Source organism: Comamonas resistens (assembly GCF_030064165.1).
GTDB classification, from domain to species: domain Bacteria; phylum Pseudomonadota; class Gammaproteobacteria; order Burkholderiales; family Burkholderiaceae_C; genus Comamonas; species Comamonas resistens.
On the sequence record NZ_CP125947.1, the window covers coordinates 4,298,976 to 4,315,678 of the forward strand.

14 protein-coding genes are annotated in these 16,703 nt (G+C 63.9%); 12 read left to right on the plus strand and 2 right to left on the minus strand.

Annotated elements, in window-relative coordinates:
* Window positions 1-91 precede the first annotated feature (91 nt).
* Window positions 92-1,705: a benzoylformate decarboxylase gene (gene mdlC, locus QMY55_RS20035; RefSeq protein ID WP_283485864.1), complete on the plus strand. Its 1,614-nt coding sequence runs from the start codon at window positions 92-94 to the stop codon at window positions 1,703-1,705.
* Between the two features lie 44 nt (window positions 1,706-1,749).
* Complete coding sequence (locus QMY55_RS20040) at window positions 1,750-2,751, plus strand: Bug family tripartite tricarboxylate transporter substrate binding protein (RefSeq protein ID WP_283485865.1); 1,002 nt, start codon at window positions 1,750-1,752, stop codon at window positions 2,749-2,751.
* Window positions 2,752-2,989: 238 nt separating this feature from the next.
* Here QMY55_RS20040 and QMY55_RS20045 read toward each other — a convergent pair whose 3' ends face one another.
* Window positions 2,990-3,844, minus strand: a complete 855-nt coding sequence (locus QMY55_RS20045; protein ID WP_283485866.1) for a TOBE domain-containing protein — start codon at window positions 3,842-3,844, stop codon at window positions 2,990-2,992.
* 100 nt (window positions 3,845-3,944) lie between these two features.
* Between QMY55_RS20045 and modA the strand changes: the two genes are divergently transcribed.
* The 6 genes from modA to miaB all read left to right on the plus strand — a co-directional run bounded on the left by modA (window position 3,945) and on the right by miaB (window position 9,744).
* Window positions 3,945-4,739, plus strand: coding sequence for a molybdate ABC transporter substrate-binding protein (gene modA, locus QMY55_RS20050; RefSeq protein ID WP_283485867.1), 795 nt, complete (start codon window positions 3,945-3,947; stop codon window positions 4,737-4,739).
* Window positions 4,740-4,855: 116 nt separating this feature from the next.
* Window positions 4,856-5,524 (plus strand): molybdate ABC transporter permease subunit, encoded by a 669-nt coding sequence (gene modB, locus QMY55_RS20055; protein ID WP_283485868.1) that lies wholly within the window; start codon window positions 4,856-4,858, stop codon window positions 5,522-5,524.
* Window positions 5,525-5,618: 94 nt separating this feature from the next.
* Window positions 5,619-6,698 carry a molybdenum ABC transporter ATP-binding protein gene (gene modC, locus QMY55_RS20060; protein ID WP_283485869.1) on the plus strand — a complete coding sequence of 360 codons (1,080 nt, stop codon included), beginning with the start codon at window positions 5,619-5,621 and terminating at the stop codon, window positions 6,696-6,698.
* A 190-nt stretch (window positions 6,699-6,888) separates the two neighbouring features.
* Complete coding sequence (fdhD, locus tag QMY55_RS20065) at window positions 6,889-7,755, plus strand: formate dehydrogenase accessory sulfurtransferase FdhD (RefSeq protein WP_283485870.1); 867 nt, start codon at window positions 6,889-6,891, stop codon at window positions 7,753-7,755.
* 85 nt (window positions 7,756-7,840) lie between these two features.
* Window positions 7,841-8,245, plus strand: coding sequence for a hypothetical protein (locus tag QMY55_RS20070; RefSeq protein WP_283485871.1), 405 nt, complete (start codon window positions 7,841-7,843; stop codon window positions 8,243-8,245).
* Between the two features lie 170 nt (window positions 8,246-8,415).
* A complete protein-coding gene (gene miaB / locus QMY55_RS20075; protein ID WP_283485872.1) occupies window positions 8,416-9,744 on the plus strand; it encodes a tRNA (N6-isopentenyl adenosine(37)-C2)-methylthiotransferase MiaB in 1,329 nt (442 codons plus the stop codon).
* Between the two features lie 73 nt (window positions 9,745-9,817).
* On the opposite strand, the gene QMY55_RS20080 is transcribed toward miaB, so the two are convergent.
* Entirely contained in the window at window positions 9,818-10,222 is a 405-nt protein-coding gene (locus QMY55_RS20080; RefSeq protein ID WP_283485873.1) for a helix-turn-helix domain-containing protein, read from the minus strand.
* Window positions 10,223-10,462: 240 nt separating this feature from the next.
* On the opposite strand from QMY55_RS20080, the gene QMY55_RS20085 reads away from it, so the two are divergent.
* The 4 genes from QMY55_RS20085 (at window position 10,463) to QMY55_RS20100 (ending at window position 16,675) form a co-directional block, all read left to right on the plus strand.
* Window positions 10,463-12,178: a putative bifunctional diguanylate cyclase/phosphodiesterase gene (locus tag QMY55_RS20085; RefSeq protein ID WP_283485874.1), complete on the plus strand. Its 1,716-nt coding sequence runs from the start codon at window positions 10,463-10,465 to the stop codon at window positions 12,176-12,178.
* A gap of 263 nt (window positions 12,179-12,441) precedes the next feature.
* On the plus strand, window positions 12,442-14,778 hold the full coding sequence (locus tag QMY55_RS20090; protein ID WP_283485875.1) for a hypothetical protein: 2,337 nt from the start codon (window positions 12,442-12,444) through the stop codon (window positions 14,776-14,778).
* On the plus strand, window positions 14,760-15,959 hold the full coding sequence (locus QMY55_RS20095) for a hypothetical protein (RefSeq protein ID WP_283485876.1): 1,200 nt from the start codon (window positions 14,760-14,762) through the stop codon (window positions 15,957-15,959). Before QMY55_RS20090 ends, QMY55_RS20095 begins: the two co-directional genes overlap by 19 nt.
* Window positions 15,956-16,675 carry a DUF1266 domain-containing protein gene (locus QMY55_RS20100; protein ID WP_283485877.1) on the plus strand — a complete coding sequence of 240 codons (720 nt, stop codon included), beginning with the start codon at window positions 15,956-15,958 and terminating at the stop codon, window positions 16,673-16,675. Before QMY55_RS20095 ends, QMY55_RS20100 begins: the two co-directional genes overlap by 4 nt.
* Window positions 16,676-16,703: the final 28 nt, after the last annotated feature.

Sequence of the window (16,703 nt, forward strand, 5' to 3'; positions counted from 1 at the left end):
TTTATTCAATTGCTGGAAATTATGCGGCCATGCAAGATCAACCCAGAAGCGCTCCGACCCATGAAGAGTAGCCCGATCAAGGAAACCTACTGTGCCAGTCACACCTCAAGTCGCCCCCTCGTCCAACAGCTACACCGTCCGCCATGCCGTCATAGCCATGCTGCGCGAACTGGGCATGACCCGCATCTTTGGCAACCCGGGCTCCACCGAGCTGCCGCTGTTTCGCGACTACCCCGAGGACTTCTCCTATGAGCTGGGCCTGCAGGAAGCCGTGGTCGTGGGCATGGCCGATGGCTATGCCCAGGCCACGCGCAATGCCAGCTTTGTGAACCTGCACTCCGCTGCCGGCGTCGGTCATGCCATGGCCAATATCTTCACAGCCTTCAAGAACCGCACGCCCATGATCATCACGGCCGGCCAGCAGGCTCGCTCGCTGCTGCAGTTCGACCCGTTTCTGCACTCGCGCGATGCCGCCGAGCTGCCCAAGCCCTATGTGAAATGGAGTTGCGAGCCCGCCCGCGCCGAGGACGTGCCCCAGGCCCTGGCACGTGCCTACTACATCGCCATGCAGGAGCCGCGCGGCCCCGTGTTTGTATCCATCCCAGCAGACGACTGGGATGTTCCCTGCGAGCCCATCACGCTGCGCCATGTGGGCTTCGAGACCCGCCCCAATCCACAGACCCTGACCGCCCTTGGCGACGCACTGGATGCGGCTCGCTCTCCGGCTTTTGTGGTCGGCGCAGCCGTGGACCGCGGCCAGGCCTGGGATGCCGTCGTGGCCCTGGCCGAGCGCCACCAGGCTCGCGTTTTCGTGGCCCCCATGAGCGGGCGCTGCAGCTTCCCCGAGGATCACCCGCTGTTCGCCGGTTTTCTGCCTGCCATGCGCGAGCGCATCGTGGAGCTGCTGGGCAGCCATGACAAGATCTTTGCCCTCGGTGCCGCGGCCTTCACCTATCACGTCGAAGGTGCAGGTCCCTTCATCCCCGCAGGCTCCGAGCTGTTCCAGCTGATTGAAGACCCCGCCATCGCGGCCTGGGCCCCCGTGGGAACGGCGGCCGTGGGCAATATCCGCCTGGGAGTGGAAGAACTTCTGGCGCGCCCTCAAGTCACCGAGCGCCCCGCCCCGGCACGCAAGCCCGCACCGCCCGTTCCCGCCGCCCCTGCGGCTGGCGAGCGCATGTCGGTGGCCTATGCCATGCATACCCTGGCCGGCGCGCGTGACCCGCAGAGCATCATCGTGGAGGAGGCGCCAAGCTCGCGCCCCACGATTCAGACCTATCTGCCCATCTTCCACAGCGAGACCTTCTTCACCATGTGCAGCGGCGGCCTGGGCCACAGCATGCCCGCGGCCGTGGGCATCGCCATGGCCAAGCCCGAGAAGAAAGTGATCGCAGTCATCGGCGACGGCTCGGCGATGTACGCAATCCAGGCCCTGTGGAGCGCAGCCAATCTGCGCCTGCCCATCACCTTTGTGATCCTCAAGAACCGCCGCTATGCGGCGCTGCAGGATTTCTCCAGGGTCTTTGGCTACCGCGAAGGTGAAAAGGTCGAAGGCACGGAGCTGCCCGATATCGACTTTGTCGCCATGGCCAAGGGCCATGGCTGCGACGGCGTGCATGTGCAAGATGCCGGGCAACTGGCACAGGTGCTCAAAGACGCCATTGCTTACCCTCGCCCCATCCTCGTAGAAGTAGAAGTGGCCTGACCCACTCGAGCGCATTCCATAAAAAATATCCAAGGAGACAAATCATGGCTCACAAGCCTTGCTTCAACCGCCTGCGCCGTCTTGGCCTGGCAACTATTCCCGCGCTGCTGGCAAGCAGCTTTGCACTGCCCGCCACGGCAGCCGACAAATGGCCCGATCGCCCCATCCGCCTGATCGTCAACTTCGCGCCCGGTGGCGCTGCCGATGTGATGGGCCGTGCGATTTCTCCGACCATGAGTCAGGAGCTGGGCCAGTCGGTGGTGGTGGACAACAAGCCCGGCGCCAACGGCAATATCGGTATCGGCGAAACCGTGCGTGCACCCAAGGACGGCTACACACTGCTGCTGAGCAGCGGTGGCGGCATCAGCATCAATCCGCTGATCTACAGCAAGCTGCCCTTCAATCCTGAAAAGGACTTGATTCCCGTGGCCGCCGTGGCCCGCGTGCATGTGTTCCTGGAAACCAGCCCCAGCCTGCCCGTGAGCAATGTGCAGGACTTCGTCAAATACCTGCAGGCCAACCCCGGCAAGCTGTCCTATGGCTCGCCCGGCCCCGGCAGCTCGCCCCATCTGGCCGGCGAGATGTTCAAGCGCGCAGCCAAGGTCGATGCCATTCACGTTCCCTACAAGGGTGCAGGCCCGGCGCTGACCGATGTGCTCAGCGGCCAGCTCCAGTACTGGTTCGATCCGGGCCCCGGCCTCAAGCAGGTCGAAGCCGGCAAGCTCAAGCTGCTGGCCATAGGCAGCCCGCACCGCTCGCCGCTCTACCCCAAGGTGCCCACGCTGGCCGAAAGCGGCCTGCCGGGCTTCGATGCCGACACCCTGTTCGGCATCTACGCGCCAGCAGGCACGCCCGCCCCCGTGGTGGAAGCCGTGCGCGCCAGCGTGATCAAGGCGCTGGAGCAGAAAAACGTGGTCGAAGTGATCCAGGGCCTGGGCGCTACGCCCGAGCCGCGCATGAGCCGCCAGGATTTCGTGGACCACCATGCCAAGGAGCGCGCACGTTTTGCACCGCTGATCAAAGAGATTGGCTTGAAGGTGGACTGAAGATTCTTTGATTCAACGTGGGAGTCCGGTTGCCCGAAACCTCCCTTTTGGCCGCCCATCTGCAAAGACAGGCGGTCTTTTTTTATTGCCGCCGGGCCGCCCTAAGGCAATAAGTGGCCCCCTTGGGGGGCAGCGGCCACACGAAGTGGGCAAGCGTGGGGGCTTTTTTATTGCCGTCGGGCGGCCCCCTGCTGGTAGCAACAGCCACACGCCGCCGGCAAGCGTGGAGGCTTTTTTCTCAGTGAGAGGCCACCGCCACCACCACGGCGGACTCGGCCACCTCCAGCCAGACATGGTCATCGGCCACAAGGCCGCTCATGGCCGGTGCAAAGCCCACGATCTGGGCGCCCCAGTTCAGCCGGCAGATGACTTCGTCCGAAGCCGTCACCTCTTCGGAGACCGTCGCCGCGCCGTAAGTGGCACGCTGCACCACGGCAGGCCAGAGATTGATGGACTGCGTGGAGGCCGCTGGCCGCTCCTGGCCCAGCCAGACCTTGACGGCCGTGGCCTTGCACAGCGCCAGTACCTGCGCACCGGGAGCAAGGCCCAGCAGCTCATAGCTTTCCGGCGTGATGCGCGCTGCAATCGTCCAGTCGGCCCCGGCATCGGCCGCAGCACGCAGCCAGACACGAATCTGCCCGCCCATGGATTCCACCTTGAGTACGGTACAGGGCCACTGATTGCGCATGCTGGTCATCAGGCCCAGATTGGGCTGGATGGATGTCGCGCCGTCCTTGAGACGATCGAGCAGCTCGCTGCGCAGCCGCGCCATGGCTTCGGCGGCCTGCAGCAGCTCATGGCCCGCCGCCGTCATCTGGGCTCCGCCACCGCCCACACCGCCCACGCTGCGCTCCACCAGGGGCACGCCAGCAAGATTGGTCAGGGTATCAATGGCCTGCCAGGCCGCCTTGTAGCTCACGCCCACATCGCGTGCAGCCTGAGAGATGGAGCCGCTTTGCGCAATGCCGCGCAGGATGGCAATGCGGCGGTCGGCCATGTCATAGCCCAGCGCCTGCGAGACGGAGTCGGATGAAAGCGATCCTTCGCCGGGCATATCCAATTGTTCTTGTTCGAAATTTTCTGTGTCTGGCATAGACCGCCATCATGCCCCGACAGCTAATTTCCCCGCTCGACCTCAGTTGTTCATTCACGTTACACTCGCTATTCAATCAATGAATAACGAACTTCAATCAATGACTCAGATCACTGCCCGCTCCACCGGTTTTTCCTTTCAACTGGCTCGCTCAGCAGCCGTGATCGGCACAGCTGTGCTGGGCCTGTGGTCTGCGCAGGCACAGGCCGCCGAGGTTTCGGTCGCCGTGGCAGCCAACTTCACGGCCCCCATGAAGAAGATCGCCGCCGAGTTCGAGAAGGATACAGGCCACAAGGCCGAGCTGTCCTTCGGTGCCACCGGCAAGTTCTACGCCCAGATCAACAACGGCGCCCCCTTCGGCATCCTGCTGGCCGCCGATGACACCACTCCCGAAAAGCTGGCCAAGGAAGGCAAGGGCGTGGCCGACTCGCGCTTTACCTATGCCATCGGTACCCTGGTGCTGTGGAGCCCCAAGGCCGGTTATGTGGACGACAAGGGCGAAGTGCTCAAGAGCGGCGACTACAAGCACATCGCCATCGCCAACCCCAAGCTGGCCCCCTATGGCACGGCCGCCATGGAAGTGCTGAACAAGCAAGGCCTGACGGCCCAGGTTCAGCCCAAGGTGGTGATGGGCGAAAACATTGCCCAGACCTATCAATTCGCCGCTTCTGGCAATGCACAGCTGGGCTTTGTGGCTCTGTCGCAAGTCATGGAAAACGGCAAGATCCGCGAAGGCTCGGCCTGGCAGGTTCCCGCCAATATGCACGAGCCCATCCGCCAGGACGCCATCGTGCTGAACGGCGCCAAGGACAACGAAGCCGCCACGGCTCTGATGAAATATCTGCGCAGCCCCAAGGCGCATGACATCATCCGCTCCTACGGTTATAGCTTCTGACGCTTGCTCCACACTGGTTTGAGGCGCTTTTGGCCTCAAACCATCTGAATCAACCTTCTGCTCTGCCCTTGGTGCCTCTCGGCTAAGCTGGGAAACCAGGGGATTTTTTTGACCTCATGCAACTGAACGCCGAAGACTATGCAGCCATCTGGCTCACGCTCAAGCTCGCGAGCGTGACCACGGTGCTGCTCATGCTGTTGTGCACGCCCCTGGCCTGGTGGCTGGCGCATACGCGCTCGCGCTGGGCCGGCCCCATAGGCGCCGTGGTCGCCCTGCCGCTGGTGCTGCCACCCACGGTGATCGGCTTTTACCTTCTGGTCACCATGGGCCCCAACGGCCCCATAGGCCAGCTCACGCGGGCCCTGGGCCTTGGCCAGCTACCCTTCACCTTTGCGGGCCTGGTCATAGGCTCGCTGATCTATTCCATGCCGTTTACCGTGCAGCCGCTGCAGCGCGCCTTCGAGGCCCTGGGAGCGCGCCCCATGGAGGCCGCAGCCAGCCTGGGCGCCCGCCCGCTGGACCGCTTTCTCACGGTGGCCGTGCCATTGGCCCGCCCGGGCTTCATCACCGCCGCCGTGCTGACCTTTGCCCACACCGTGGGGGAATTCGGCGTGGTGCTGATGCTGGGCGGCAATATTGCCGGCGAAACCCGCGTGGTCTCGGTGCAGATCTACGACCATGTGGAGGCCATGGAGTACAGCCACGCACATTGGCTGGCCGCAGGCATGGTGGTGTTCTCCTTCCTCATTCTTCTCACCTTGAACTGGCTGCAGCCGAAAAAATGACCCCCACGCTTGCATCACTGGCGTGTAGCCGCTGCCCCCCGAGGGGGCCGTTTTTTGCCTTGGGGCGGCCCGGCGGCAAAAAGGAGCGCCGCGCATGAACAGCTTTATCGAAGCTCGCCTGCAGCTGGCACGCGCCGATTTCACTCTCGACGTCGATCTGAAATTGCCGGGCCACGGCGTCACGGCGCTGTTCGGGCCTTCGGGCTGTGGCAAAACCACCTGCCTGCGCAGCCTGGCGGGCCTGGAGCGAGCCAGGGGCCGGGTCACGGTCAACCAGAAAATCTGGCAGGACGATCAAAGCAAGCAATGGCTGCCCACACACCAGCGCGCGCTGGGCTATGTGTTTCAGGAAGCCAGCCTGTTTGCGCATCTCTCGGTGCAAAAAAACATAGCCTACGGTTTGAAGCGCACGCCTGTCGAGCGGCGCCAGGTCTCCAAGGAACGTGCCGTGGAATTGCTGGGCATAGGCCACCTGCTGGAACGCATGCCCGCCACGCTGTCGGGCGGCGAACGCCAGCGCGTGGCGATTGCGCGCGCCCTGGCCACCAGCCCCGAGGTGCTGCTGATGGACGAACCTCTGGCCGCGCTCGATGCCCAGCGCAAGGCCGAGGTCCTGCCCTATCTGGAGCAGCTGCAGCGCCAGCTGCAGATTCCCATCGTCTATGTCAGCCACTCCATGGACGAGGTCGCGCGCCTGGCCCAGCACATGGTGCTGCTGAACGCAGGCCGCGTGCTGGCCCAGGGCTCGGTGACCGAGCTGCTGTCCAACTTGGATCTGCCGCTGGCCCATGGCGATGTCGCCTCCAGCGTGGTGCATGCCACCGTTCAGAGCCATGACGCGGCCGACCACCTGAGCACGCTGATTTTTGACGGCGGCCAGTTGCAGCTGGTCATGGCCAGGCCGCGCCAGGTGGGCAGTCAGGTCCAGCTGCGCGTGCAGGCCCGCGATGTCAGCCTGAGCCTGCACCGCCCCGAAGCCAGCAGCATTCTCAACATCCTGCCCATGCAGGTACTGGGCCTGCGCGAGGACGGGCCGGGTCAGACCATGGTCTCGCTGCAGGCTGGCAACACCCGCCTGCTGGCGCGCATCACCCAGCATTCGGCCCGGGCGCTGGCGCTGCAGGCAGGCATGCAGGTCTATGCGCAGATCAAGGGCATGGCTTTACTCGACTAACCCCCTGAGCGGCTGCGCCGCTTCCCCCTCTCTCTACGGGAGGGGGACGACAGCCTCGCTGCGGGGCGGCGCGGCCGGCCCAGGCCCTTGCTTGCTGTCCCTCGCTTGGAGTGCGCCGGTTTTTGACTGGGTATCCGCCGGTTTTAGCCGCGCTGGCACTTTGGATTGGACAGATCACTATCATCAGCCCATGACCGAATCCGCCTGCCCCCTGCCCGCAACCGAAGCTCTGGCAGCCCTGCAAAGACATGCCGTGACGTTCCACAACGCCGGGCAGGTGCATGCCCAGCAGCGCGTGCTGGCGGCCGAAGTGCCGATTGCGCTGGTCTTCAACGGCATCTCGCACGCGGTGATGATGGGCTCGCCCGGCGATGTGCAGGACTTTGCGCTGGGCTTTGCGCTGACCGAAGGCATTATCGACAGCGCAGCCGATTGCTATGGCATCGAATTCCGTCCCGTGGCAGCCGCTGCTGCGGGCTTGCCGGACGGCATGGACGGCATTGAGGTGCAGCTGGAGATTGCCTCGCGCTGCTTTGCGCGGCTCAAGGACAAGCGCCGCAGCATGACGGGGCGCACGGGCTGCGGTGTCTGCGGTGTGGAAAGCTTTGCCGCGCTGGATCTGAGCTTCGACGCCCTGCCCGCGCATGACTGGGTGCACCGCGTGGATGCGAGCACCGTGCTCAAGGCCATTGGCGCCCTGCCGCCGCACCAGATTCTGAACGCCGAAGCCGGCGCCATCCACGCCGCAGGCTGGGCCACGCTGGATGGCGAGATCACCGATGTGCTCGAAGACGTGGGCCGCCATAACGCGCTGGACAAGCTCATCGGCCGGCTGGCGCGCACCGGGCGCCTGGACCAGCCGGGCTTTGTGCTGCTGTCCAGCCGCGGCAGCCACGAGCTGGTGCGCAAATGCGCCAAGGTCGGCATCGCGGCCCTGGCCACGATTTCCGCGCCCACGGCCATGGGCGTGCGCATGGCCGAACTTACGGGCCTGCGCTTCTGGGGCCTGTGCCGCCCACCCAAGGCCGTGCTGTATGCGACCGGCGGCAAAGCCTGAGCAAGTCACGCCGCTGACGGCAAGCGACTAAAATCGCGGCTCTCTGGACTTCTTCCAGACCTGAAACAGCCCCTGGATATACACCATGAACCGCTGCACCACCTCTGTCCTGGACCGCCGACTTTTTGGCTCGGCCCTGCTGGCTGCCGCCGCCAGCGCCAGCCTGCCGGCCCTGGCCCAGGGCTTGCCGTCCAACGAAACGCGCAACTTTCCGCCCACGGCGTTGTTTGGTGAACTCAGCATCACCAACTTCCCCGAAGTGGCCATCAACGGCAGCCCCATCCGCACCACGCCGGGCTTTCGTCTGTTCAGCCAGGAACGCACCATTGTCTTTGCCAGCAACTACGCAGGCCAGAAGATGCTGGTCGGCTATGTGATCGAGCCCCAGACCCAGGGCCTGCACACGGCCTGGATTCTGACGCCCGCCGAGATCGAGAAATACAAGCCCATCCAGCCGCGCACCCTGCTGCAGCGCGTCTTCGGCAGCTAAGTTCTGCTGCTGATTCCGGCGGGGCTGACCGCTATTGATTCCAGAGCTGTTTGCGCTTGACGTGCAAGCAGCTCAAACCGTTTACATATTAAAACCAAGTAATGGCGCGCGCCAGCCGCTATGACTTTGCGCTTGCAAGCACTGCAAGCCTCACCCTACAAGAGCGCCCCATGAGCAAGAAAGTCTTTATCAAAACCTTTGGCTGCCAGATGAACGAGTACGACTCGGACAAGATGGCCGATGTGCTGGGCGCGGCCCAGGGCTACGAGCCCACGCAGGACGTGGAGGAAGCCGACCTGATCCTGTTCAACACCTGCTCGGTGCGCGAAAAGGCCCAGGAGAAAGTGTTCAGCGACCTGGGCCGCATCCGCCACCTCAAGGAAAAAGGCGTGCTCATCGGCGTGGGCGGCTGCGTGGCCAGCCAGGAAGGCGAGGAAATCATCAAGCGCGCACCGTTCGTGGACGTGGTCTTCGGCCCCCAGACACTGCACCGCCTGCCCGAGCTGCTCAACGCCCGCGCGGCCAAGGCCAAGCCCCAGGTCGATATCTCCTTCCCCGAGATCGAGAAATTCGACCACCTGCCGCCCGCACGCGTGGAAGGTGCCTCGGCCTTCGTCTCCATCATGGAAGGCTGCTCCAAGTACTGCAGCTACTGCGTGGTCCCCTATACGCGCGGCGAGGAAGTCAGCCGCCCGTTCGAGGACGTGCTGGTCGAGGTCGCGGGCCTGGCCGACCAGGGCGTGAAGGAAGTCACGCTGCTGGGCCAGAACGTGAACGCCTACCTGGGCAAGATGGGCGACACCGCCGAGATGGCCGACTTCGCGCTGCTGCTCGAATATGTGGCCGAGATTCCCGGCATCGAGCGCATACGCTACACCACCAGCCACCCCAACGAGTTCACGCCGCGATTGATCGAGGCCTACGCCAAGATCCCCAAGCTGGTCAGCCACCTGCACCTGCCCGTGCAGCACGGCTCGGACAAGATCCTGATGGCCATGAAGCGTGGCTACACGGCCATGGAGTACAAGAGCACCATCCGCAAGCTGCGCGCCATCCGGCCCGAGCTGGCCATGAGCAGCGACTTCATCGTGGGCTTCCCCGGCGAGACCGAGGAAGACTTCCAGAAGATGATGAAGCTCATTGCCGACGTGCGCTTCGACAACAGCTTCAGCTTCATCTTCAGCCCACGCCCCGGCACTCCTGCAGCCAATCTGCCCGACGACACGCCGCACGAGGTCAAGCTGCGCCGCCTGCAGGAGCTGCAGGCCGTGATCAACCACAACATCAAGGAGATCAGCGAGGAGCGCGTGGGCACGGTGCAGCGCCTGCTGGTCGAGGGCGTCTCCAAGCGCGACGGCAGCGAGCTCATGGGCCGCACCGAGTGCAACCGCGTGGTGAACTTCCCCGGCAACCAGCGCCTGATCGGCCAGCTCATCGACGTGAAGATCACCGAGGCCAAGGCCTACACCTTGCGCGGTGAAGTGGTGACACAGGGCTGATACAGCCCGGGCCTGGCAGCAGCCCGCAAACCGGGCAGCTGTAGGCCAGTCATTTTCTTGCAAAGATCCAGGTTCAAGACTGTGGCGCGACTCCGTGCACGCGTGCAAAGGTCAGAATCACCTCGCGGATCAGCTTGCGCTGCGGGGGCGGCAGCTGCAAGAACGCATCAAAGGTCTCGCGCTCCAGATAGCCTATGTCCTGCTCCCAACGCTGGCGGTGCTGCTGCACCGAGTGGCGCACCGCCTCGCCATAGCGCAGCACCTCGGGCTCGATTTTCAGCACATTGGCCAGCACCACGAGCTTGTCCTGCGCGGGAATCGCCTCTCCGCGCAGCCAGCGCGATACCGCCTGGAAAGTGACGGAACGGCCCCAGTAATGGGTATTGAACAGATTCAGCAACACACCGGGCCTGGGGTCCAGACCTGCGGCCACCATGGCCTGGCGCAGCCGCTGCGCGAACTCGAGCTTGTTATCCATGCCCGAACGCTAAATATTCAGATGACCTTTTATTAACTTTCTGTAATATTATTCATTGAATTGTTGATTTAATGATGAACGTAATGAAGGCTTGAGGAAAGAATAAATCCAAGGGGAAGCGACAGCAAAAATGCCGGCTGAAATGCCGCCAAAAGAGGAAGATGGGAGGGACACATTATGCGAAACACGCAAGCCGTGAGCAGTAACTGCAATAGCTCGCAAAAATGTGAGCTATCACTATTGCATCAACAGCTGATCGATGTGCGCCAGGAATTCGATGATCTGAGAACGGCATTGAACGCACATGCCATCGTGGCCGTGACCGACGCACGCGGTGTCATCACCCAGGTCAACGAAAAGTTCTGCCAGATTTCCCAATATGCGCAGCATGAGCTGATCGGCCGCTCCCATCGCATCATCAATTCGGGGCAGCACTCCAGGGCGTTCTTCCTGAACCTGTGGAAAACCATTTCCTCGGGTGAAACCTGGCATGGCGAGATCTGCAACCGGGCCAAGGACGGTTCGCTGTACTGGGTACATACCACCATCGTGCCCTTCATCGGTGCCAATGGCAGGCCCGAGCAATACATCACCATCCGGACCGACATCACCCAGCGCAAGCAGGCCGAGCAACAGGCCAGCCATCTGGCGCTGCACGATGCGCTTACGGGACTGCCCAACCGGGTTTTGTTGACCGAGCGCCTGCAGCAAACCATGGCCGCCATCGGCCGAAACCGCCGCTTCGGGGCGCTCATGCTGCTGGACCTCGACAATTTCAAGGATATCAACGATCGGCTGGGCCACAGCCTGGGCGACGAGCTGCTGCGCCAGGTCGCCCATAGGCTGCATCACTGCGTGTGCGCAAGCGATACCGTAGCGCGCGTGGGCGGCGATGAATTCGTCATCCTGCTGAACGACCTGGATGCCGCCCCCGGCCAGGCCAGGGTCCGCGCCCACGCCATGGCCGAGCGGATTCAGCAAGCGCTGGCATCCGGCTTCGACCTCAGCGGCCAACAGGTGCGCACCTCCTCCAGCATCGGACTGCTGCTGATGGACGATGCCGGGCAGGAGCAAGAGGAGCTGATGAGGCTGGCCGACATGGCCCTCTACAAGGCCAAGGCCCGGGGCCGCAACAATGTCTACGCCTTCGATCCGCGGCTGCAGGCCGAGGTGCAGGATCGCGCCAGCCTGGCCAGCGACCTGCGCGAGGCCCTGTCGCACGAAGATACCGGCCTGCATCTGCTGTTCCAGCCCGTGGTCGACCTGTTGCTACGGCCGCAAGGCTGGGAGGCGCTGTTGCGCTGGCAGCACCCTACACGGGGCCGGCTGACCCCCAATGCCTTCATGGAGCTGGCAGAGCAGACTGGTCTGACTCTTCCCCTGGGGCAGTGGGTGCTGCAGGCCGCCTGCGCGCAACTGGCGCAATGGAGCCATGTTCCCGGCGCGGCGCACTGGAGTCTGGCTGTCAACGTCAGCACGCGGCAGTTCCAGAACCCTCTTTTCGTCTCCAGCGTGCGCGATGCCATAGCAAGCACAGGTGCCAACCCCCATCTGCTGCGCATTGAGCTGACGGAGAGCATGTTTCTCACCGATATCGAGAACAGCATCCTCAAGATGCAGGAGTTGCAGGCTCTGGGCGTGCGCTTTGCGCTGGATGATTTAGGCACCGGCTACTCGTCGCTGGCCTGTCTACAGCGACTGCCACTGGATCCGCTCAAGGTAGACCACTCCTTTGTCCAGGGCCTGCCGGGCAACCCCGGCAATGCTGCCATCACAACCACCATCCTGGCCCTGGCGCGCACAATGAATCTGAAGGTCGTTGCCGAAGGCGTGGAGAACACGGCCCAGCTGGGTTTTCTACGGCAGCAGGGCTGCGATGCCTTTCAGGGCCATCTGTTCGGCAAGCCCATGCCCGCACAAGAGGCGCAGAGGCATTTCATGCGGCAAAAGGCTTGAGCCGGAAGAATTACCTGTTTTGATAGCAATTTTCGCTGTACAGGTAAGCCTTGGGGTCTGATATCGCTTGAGGCAATGGCTTGAACCGCATGCCAGATTTACGGGCGAAGAGCGGGCCTTGGCCCGCCAGCAAACCGTTCCGTGCAGCCGCCCAACCCATCCGCAACCGCTTGCAAAAAACGCGGCCATCCGACAAACAGGCCCGTGCTGCCGCTAGGATGATGGTTTTTCCCAGGGCCACGCCCGCTTTCTGCCAAAAATCCATGAACTCACCACGCGACGCCGCCGCGTTGCAGGGCGATGCTCTGCATGCTTTTCTGAACCAGGCCCACGAGCTGCTATCGGACGACGACTCCAGCACCTCCATCGCCCATGCCGACCGCGTCGCCGCTGCTGTCGAGCTGATGAACCAGCAACAGTTTGCGCCCACCAGCGTGACCGAACTGGAACGTGTGCATGATTTCTGGCTGCTGCTGGACCAGCCAGCGACCGCCAACGCCTTCTTGCAAACCCACCGCCAGGCCGTGCTTCAGGCCGATCCCCACCAGTCTGCCGAGGCGGCGGCGCGCATCGCCCTCAGCGATATCCAGAGCCGCCTTGGCTTTGAGCCATCCTCGGCCGTGGCGCTGCTGCTGCCTGCCGCCCAGACCCTGGCCGCTCTGCCCGAAGACGTTGATGCCGACGGCTACTGGCATGGCTGGCACTGGATGGCCGACAAGGCCCAGGCCTGGGAGATCGCCGCCCAGGGCGTGGATTTGCAGCGCGCCCAGGAACGCGCCAACTCCGACAACGAAGACCGCGCGGCCTATCTGGATGCCATGGCCTGCGTGCACAAGGCCGAGCTGGACCAACGCCGTGGCGATAGCGGTGCAGCCACGCGCCAGGTGCAGGCCGCGATCGAAGCCCTGCGCAGCGCAGGTGCCGATCAAAGCGTGGACTTTGACCAGTGGATGGAGTTGGCCAACCGCGCGTTGCCCGTGGCCAGCGCCAGCCTGCCCGCGCTGCTGATGGCCTGCGAGCAGCAACTGGCGCGCACCGAGCAACCCGCTCCATCGCAAGCCGTGCAAATGCACCGCAAGGTGCGCATCGTGCGCCTGCAGGCCCAGGCCTGCGCCCAGGCCGGCCAGCTGGAAGCCGCCGTGCAACTGGCGGCCCAAGGCCACTTCGGCCTGACCGATGACGACGGGGATTCCTTTGGCGCCCAGCGCCTGGAATGGCTGGTGCAGGCCGGCCAGCTGGATGAGGCCGCTGCCGTGGCGCTGGAAAGCGTGCTGCATGCCCGCCCCGGATCGGCCGTGCGCGGCTACCAGCTGGCGCTGCAGCAGTTTGCCCCCGATGCCCCGCACGCCGACACCTGGGCGCTGATTCTGGCCATGGCCCAGGAAGACGAGGACATGCGCTACCTGCTGGCGCAGGAAACCATGCCACCCCAGCCTGCGGACTATTACCTGGATCTGGTGCGTGCACGCGACCCGCACAACGACCTGGTGGCAATGATCGTGGGCCTGCGCCATGCTCGCAAGCGCCAGCTCGACAAGGCCTTGCCGCTGCTGGAGCAATCCGTGGGCCGCCACCCCGAATGGAGCAACAGCGACGCCCTGTCGCGCCTGTGGGCCGCGCGCTTTGCCGTGCTGCCACTGGAAGAAGCGCTGGCCCGCCCCTTCCCCGCTGCCCATGGCGGCCACTGGGGCTATGGCGCGGGCGTGGTACTCGACGATGAAGACGATCTGGCACCGCTGATGGGTGGCAAGAAGAAAGTCCCGTCCGACGAGGTGCGCGAGCCACTGGTGCTGCGCTATTACGAGGAGGCGCTGGCGCGCTTTGAGCATTTCTGGGCCACGGGCCAGGGCCGCTTCAAGGATGCCGATCTGCATGTGTACTCCATGCTGTGCAACAACCTGGGCATCAAATACCGTTTTCTGGACCGCTACGACGAATCCGAGACGCTGCACCGCAAGGGCCTGGCCAGCAGCCCGTTTTCCGAGCATCACGAAGGCCTGTGGTGGGCCGCCAATGGGCGCGGCGATGACGCAGGCATCGTGGCCGAGGCCGAGCAGCTGTGGCATTTTGCTGAGCAGCATGGCTTCAGCCGCCATGAACCGCCGCGATATTTCCCCACCGTGGCACTGGCGCTGTACAAGCTCGACCGCGGCGATGAGATCAGCATCTGGCTGGAGCGCCTGGACAGCTGGTATGCCGAGCTTGACGAAGACGAGCAAAAGCAGGAGCGCCGCGACTACCTAGCGGCCATGATGTCGCTGCTGGACTTCTTCTCGGTCTTCCGCCCCGAGCAGGTGCTGCCGCGCCTGCGCGCCCACCAGGACGAAGTGCGTGCGCTGCAGGACAGCTACCCGCTGCGCCGCCTGGCCTGCGCGCTGGAAGCCTGGCCCGAGCTGCTGGAAGAATCCGTGGCCCTGCACCGCGAATCGGCTACCTACCTGGGCCACCATTCCAAGAAGCGGTTCGCACTGGGCAATGACAACGAGGCAGAGGCCCAAATGTCGGCCGAGGGCCTGGCCTCGGCCGAGCGCAAGCTGGCCGAGCGCGATCAGAATGCGGTCGCCGCATCGGGCCGCAAGCCATGGTGGAAATTCTGGTGAGCGAGCGTCAACCAGCCGGCGCTGCCAGCGCCTACCAGGCGCGCGACGTGGTCAATGCGCCGGCCATCAAGCAGGCCATCGCCTCGCGCAGCGCTGCGCGAGGCGATGCACCCGATGTTGCCGCTTGGCTGTCCAATCATTTCTACCGCCATGTGATCGGCAATCTGCAAGCCGAGCCCCCCGTGGTGCAGACCATTGCCGATGCCCATGAATTGCAGGAGCTGCTGGGCCGCCAGGAAGCCCCTGCCTGGGCACTGGAGCGCCTCCACAAGAAGGCCGGCGGCTTTGCCCTGCCCGATCTGTGGTGGATTGTTCCCGATGCCCCCGCCGTGCTGGCGCTGGAGAACCGGCTGGTGGAGTTTCTCTCCACCCGCAAAGGCACCTCGCTGGAAGGCAAGCTGCAGCGCGTCAATGCGCCGCAGGCTCTGGCCCGCTGGACGCTGGAGCATCTGTCCTTCGAGAAAAGGCAGAACAGCGGCCGCGTCGAACATTCCAGGGATGCCGTGCGCGGGCTGCTGCCCGGCCAGCAGGGCATCTTCTTCGAGTTCGAGAACAAGAGTGCCAATATGCGCCGCGAGATGGCCTATGAGAGCCAGATGATGGGCCACTGCGTGGGCCAGTTTGCCGACCGCAAGCAATTCAAGGGCGGCTATGGCGAGCACTATGCGAGCGGCCTGGAATCCGGCCAGATGCGGCTGTTCAGCTACCGTACCGGCTCGGCCCAGCCACGCATCACCGTCAATGCCTTTGTGCAGAAAGACGGTTCGCTGCAGATCGAGCAGATCAAGGGCAAGCAGAACCGCCCGCCTGTTGCCCGCTATGCGCCCGATGTGGTGGCCTTGCTCAACCATCTGCCCCTGAATGAAGAGGTGCCCCAGGATGCCATCGCCATGGGCGTGCTGCGCCGCCCGTCCCATCTGCTGCAAGCCAATCCACAGCTGTCCCCCTGGTGCTCGGTGCAGGAGCTGACCAGCGATGCCGAACAGCTGTGGCTGATGCAGCAATACCCCGAATTGCTGGTGCACCTGGATCTGCAATCCCCGCTGATGCAGTGGATGGTGGCGGCACGCAAGGACTCCGTGGACAACGAGGTGCTGGAACGCATGCCCAAGTCCGCTGCGCTGAAAACTGCGCTGCAACTGGCCAGAAAGCGCCCTGCCCGTAACGGGGGCCGGATATGAGCGGCTGGATGTATCTGCTGATCACCGTCGCCGTGGTGTACTGGGTCTTTCGCGGTGGCTTCAGGCGCCTCAACGCCGCCAAGGCCCGTGGCGACATGATCAGCTACCAGGCCGGCAGCCCCGAACGCAACTGGGCGCTGGCCCTGGCCCACCCCACGGCCTATCACGCCATGCAAGGCGGCTTTGCCTGCGACCTGGGCGGCGCGGACGAGGCCCTGGCCAAGCAACTGCGCCCCATGATCCTGCACCACCTGGGGCTGCGCACCGACCTTGGCGAGGAACAGGTGCGCCAGCAACTGCCGGGTGCCCTGCGCCAGCGCTGGTTCACGCTGGATCTGCAACGCCTGCAGCGCAGCGACGAGCCGCGCGCCGCCATGGCTTTTGCCTGTGCACGCGTCGCCTTTTTTGTGCGCTGCGCCCGGCTGCTGGACTGGATTGACGAAGCGGCGCAATGGCAGGTGCTGATGCTCAACGCCCAGCGCGCCCAGCAATGCTTTGGCAGCTGGCTGGAGTTCGGCCAAGCCTATGCACAGGGCCGCGCGCAATGGGTGGCACAAGGCCGCAGCGATGTGCTGGGCAAGGTGGTGAGCACCGAAGAGGTTGCCACCTGGGTGACCGAAGAGCAGCACCCCTGGCATTGCATGGACTGGAAGCTGCCACTGGATGAGACAGAAGTCGAGCACACCAATTCAGCATCAGGCACGGCAGCAGCCTAAGAAAATCAGGCGCTAGCCACTATCAAAA

Excerpts from the sequence above, each read along its gene's own strand:
- miaB (WP_283485872.1), top strand. The coding sequence starts at position 8,416 with ATGAGCAAGAAAGTCTTTATCAAAACCTTTGGCTGCCAGATGAACGAG.
- QMY55_RS20040 (WP_283485865.1), top strand. The coding sequence starts at position 1,750 with ATGGCTCACAAGCCTTGCTTCAACCGCCTGCGCCGTCTTGGCCTGGCA.
- fdhD (WP_283485870.1), top strand. The coding sequence starts at position 6,889 with ATGACCGAATCCGCCTGCCCCCTGCCCGCAACCGAAGCTCTGGCAGCC.
- QMY55_RS20070 (WP_283485871.1), top strand. The coding sequence starts at position 7,841 with ATGAACCGCTGCACCACCTCTGTCCTGGACCGCCGACTTTTTGGCTCG.
- modB (WP_283485868.1), top strand. The coding sequence starts at position 4,856 with ATGCAACTGAACGCCGAAGACTATGCAGCCATCTGGCTCACGCTCAAG.
- QMY55_RS20090 (WP_283485875.1), top strand. The coding sequence starts at position 12,442 with ATGAACTCACCACGCGACGCCGCCGCGTTGCAGGGCGATGCTCTGCAT.
- QMY55_RS20095 (WP_283485876.1), top strand. The coding sequence starts at position 14,760 with ATGGTGGAAATTCTGGTGAGCGAGCGTCAACCAGCCGGCGCTGCCAGC.
- modA (WP_283485867.1), top strand. The coding sequence starts at position 3,945 with ATGACTCAGATCACTGCCCGCTCCACCGGTTTTTCCTTTCAACTGGCT.
- QMY55_RS20100 (WP_283485877.1), top strand. The coding sequence starts at position 15,956 with ATGAGCGGCTGGATGTATCTGCTGATCACCGTCGCCGTGGTGTACTGG.
- QMY55_RS20045 (WP_283485866.1), bottom strand. The coding sequence starts at position 3,844 with ATGCCAGACACAGAAAATTTCGAACAAGAACAATTGGATATGCCCGGC.
- modC (WP_283485869.1), top strand. The coding sequence starts at position 5,619 with ATGAACAGCTTTATCGAAGCTCGCCTGCAGCTGGCACGCGCCGATTTC.
- QMY55_RS20080 (WP_283485873.1), bottom strand. The coding sequence starts at position 10,222 with ATGGATAACAAGCTCGAGTTCGCGCAGCGGCTGCGCCAGGCCATGGTG.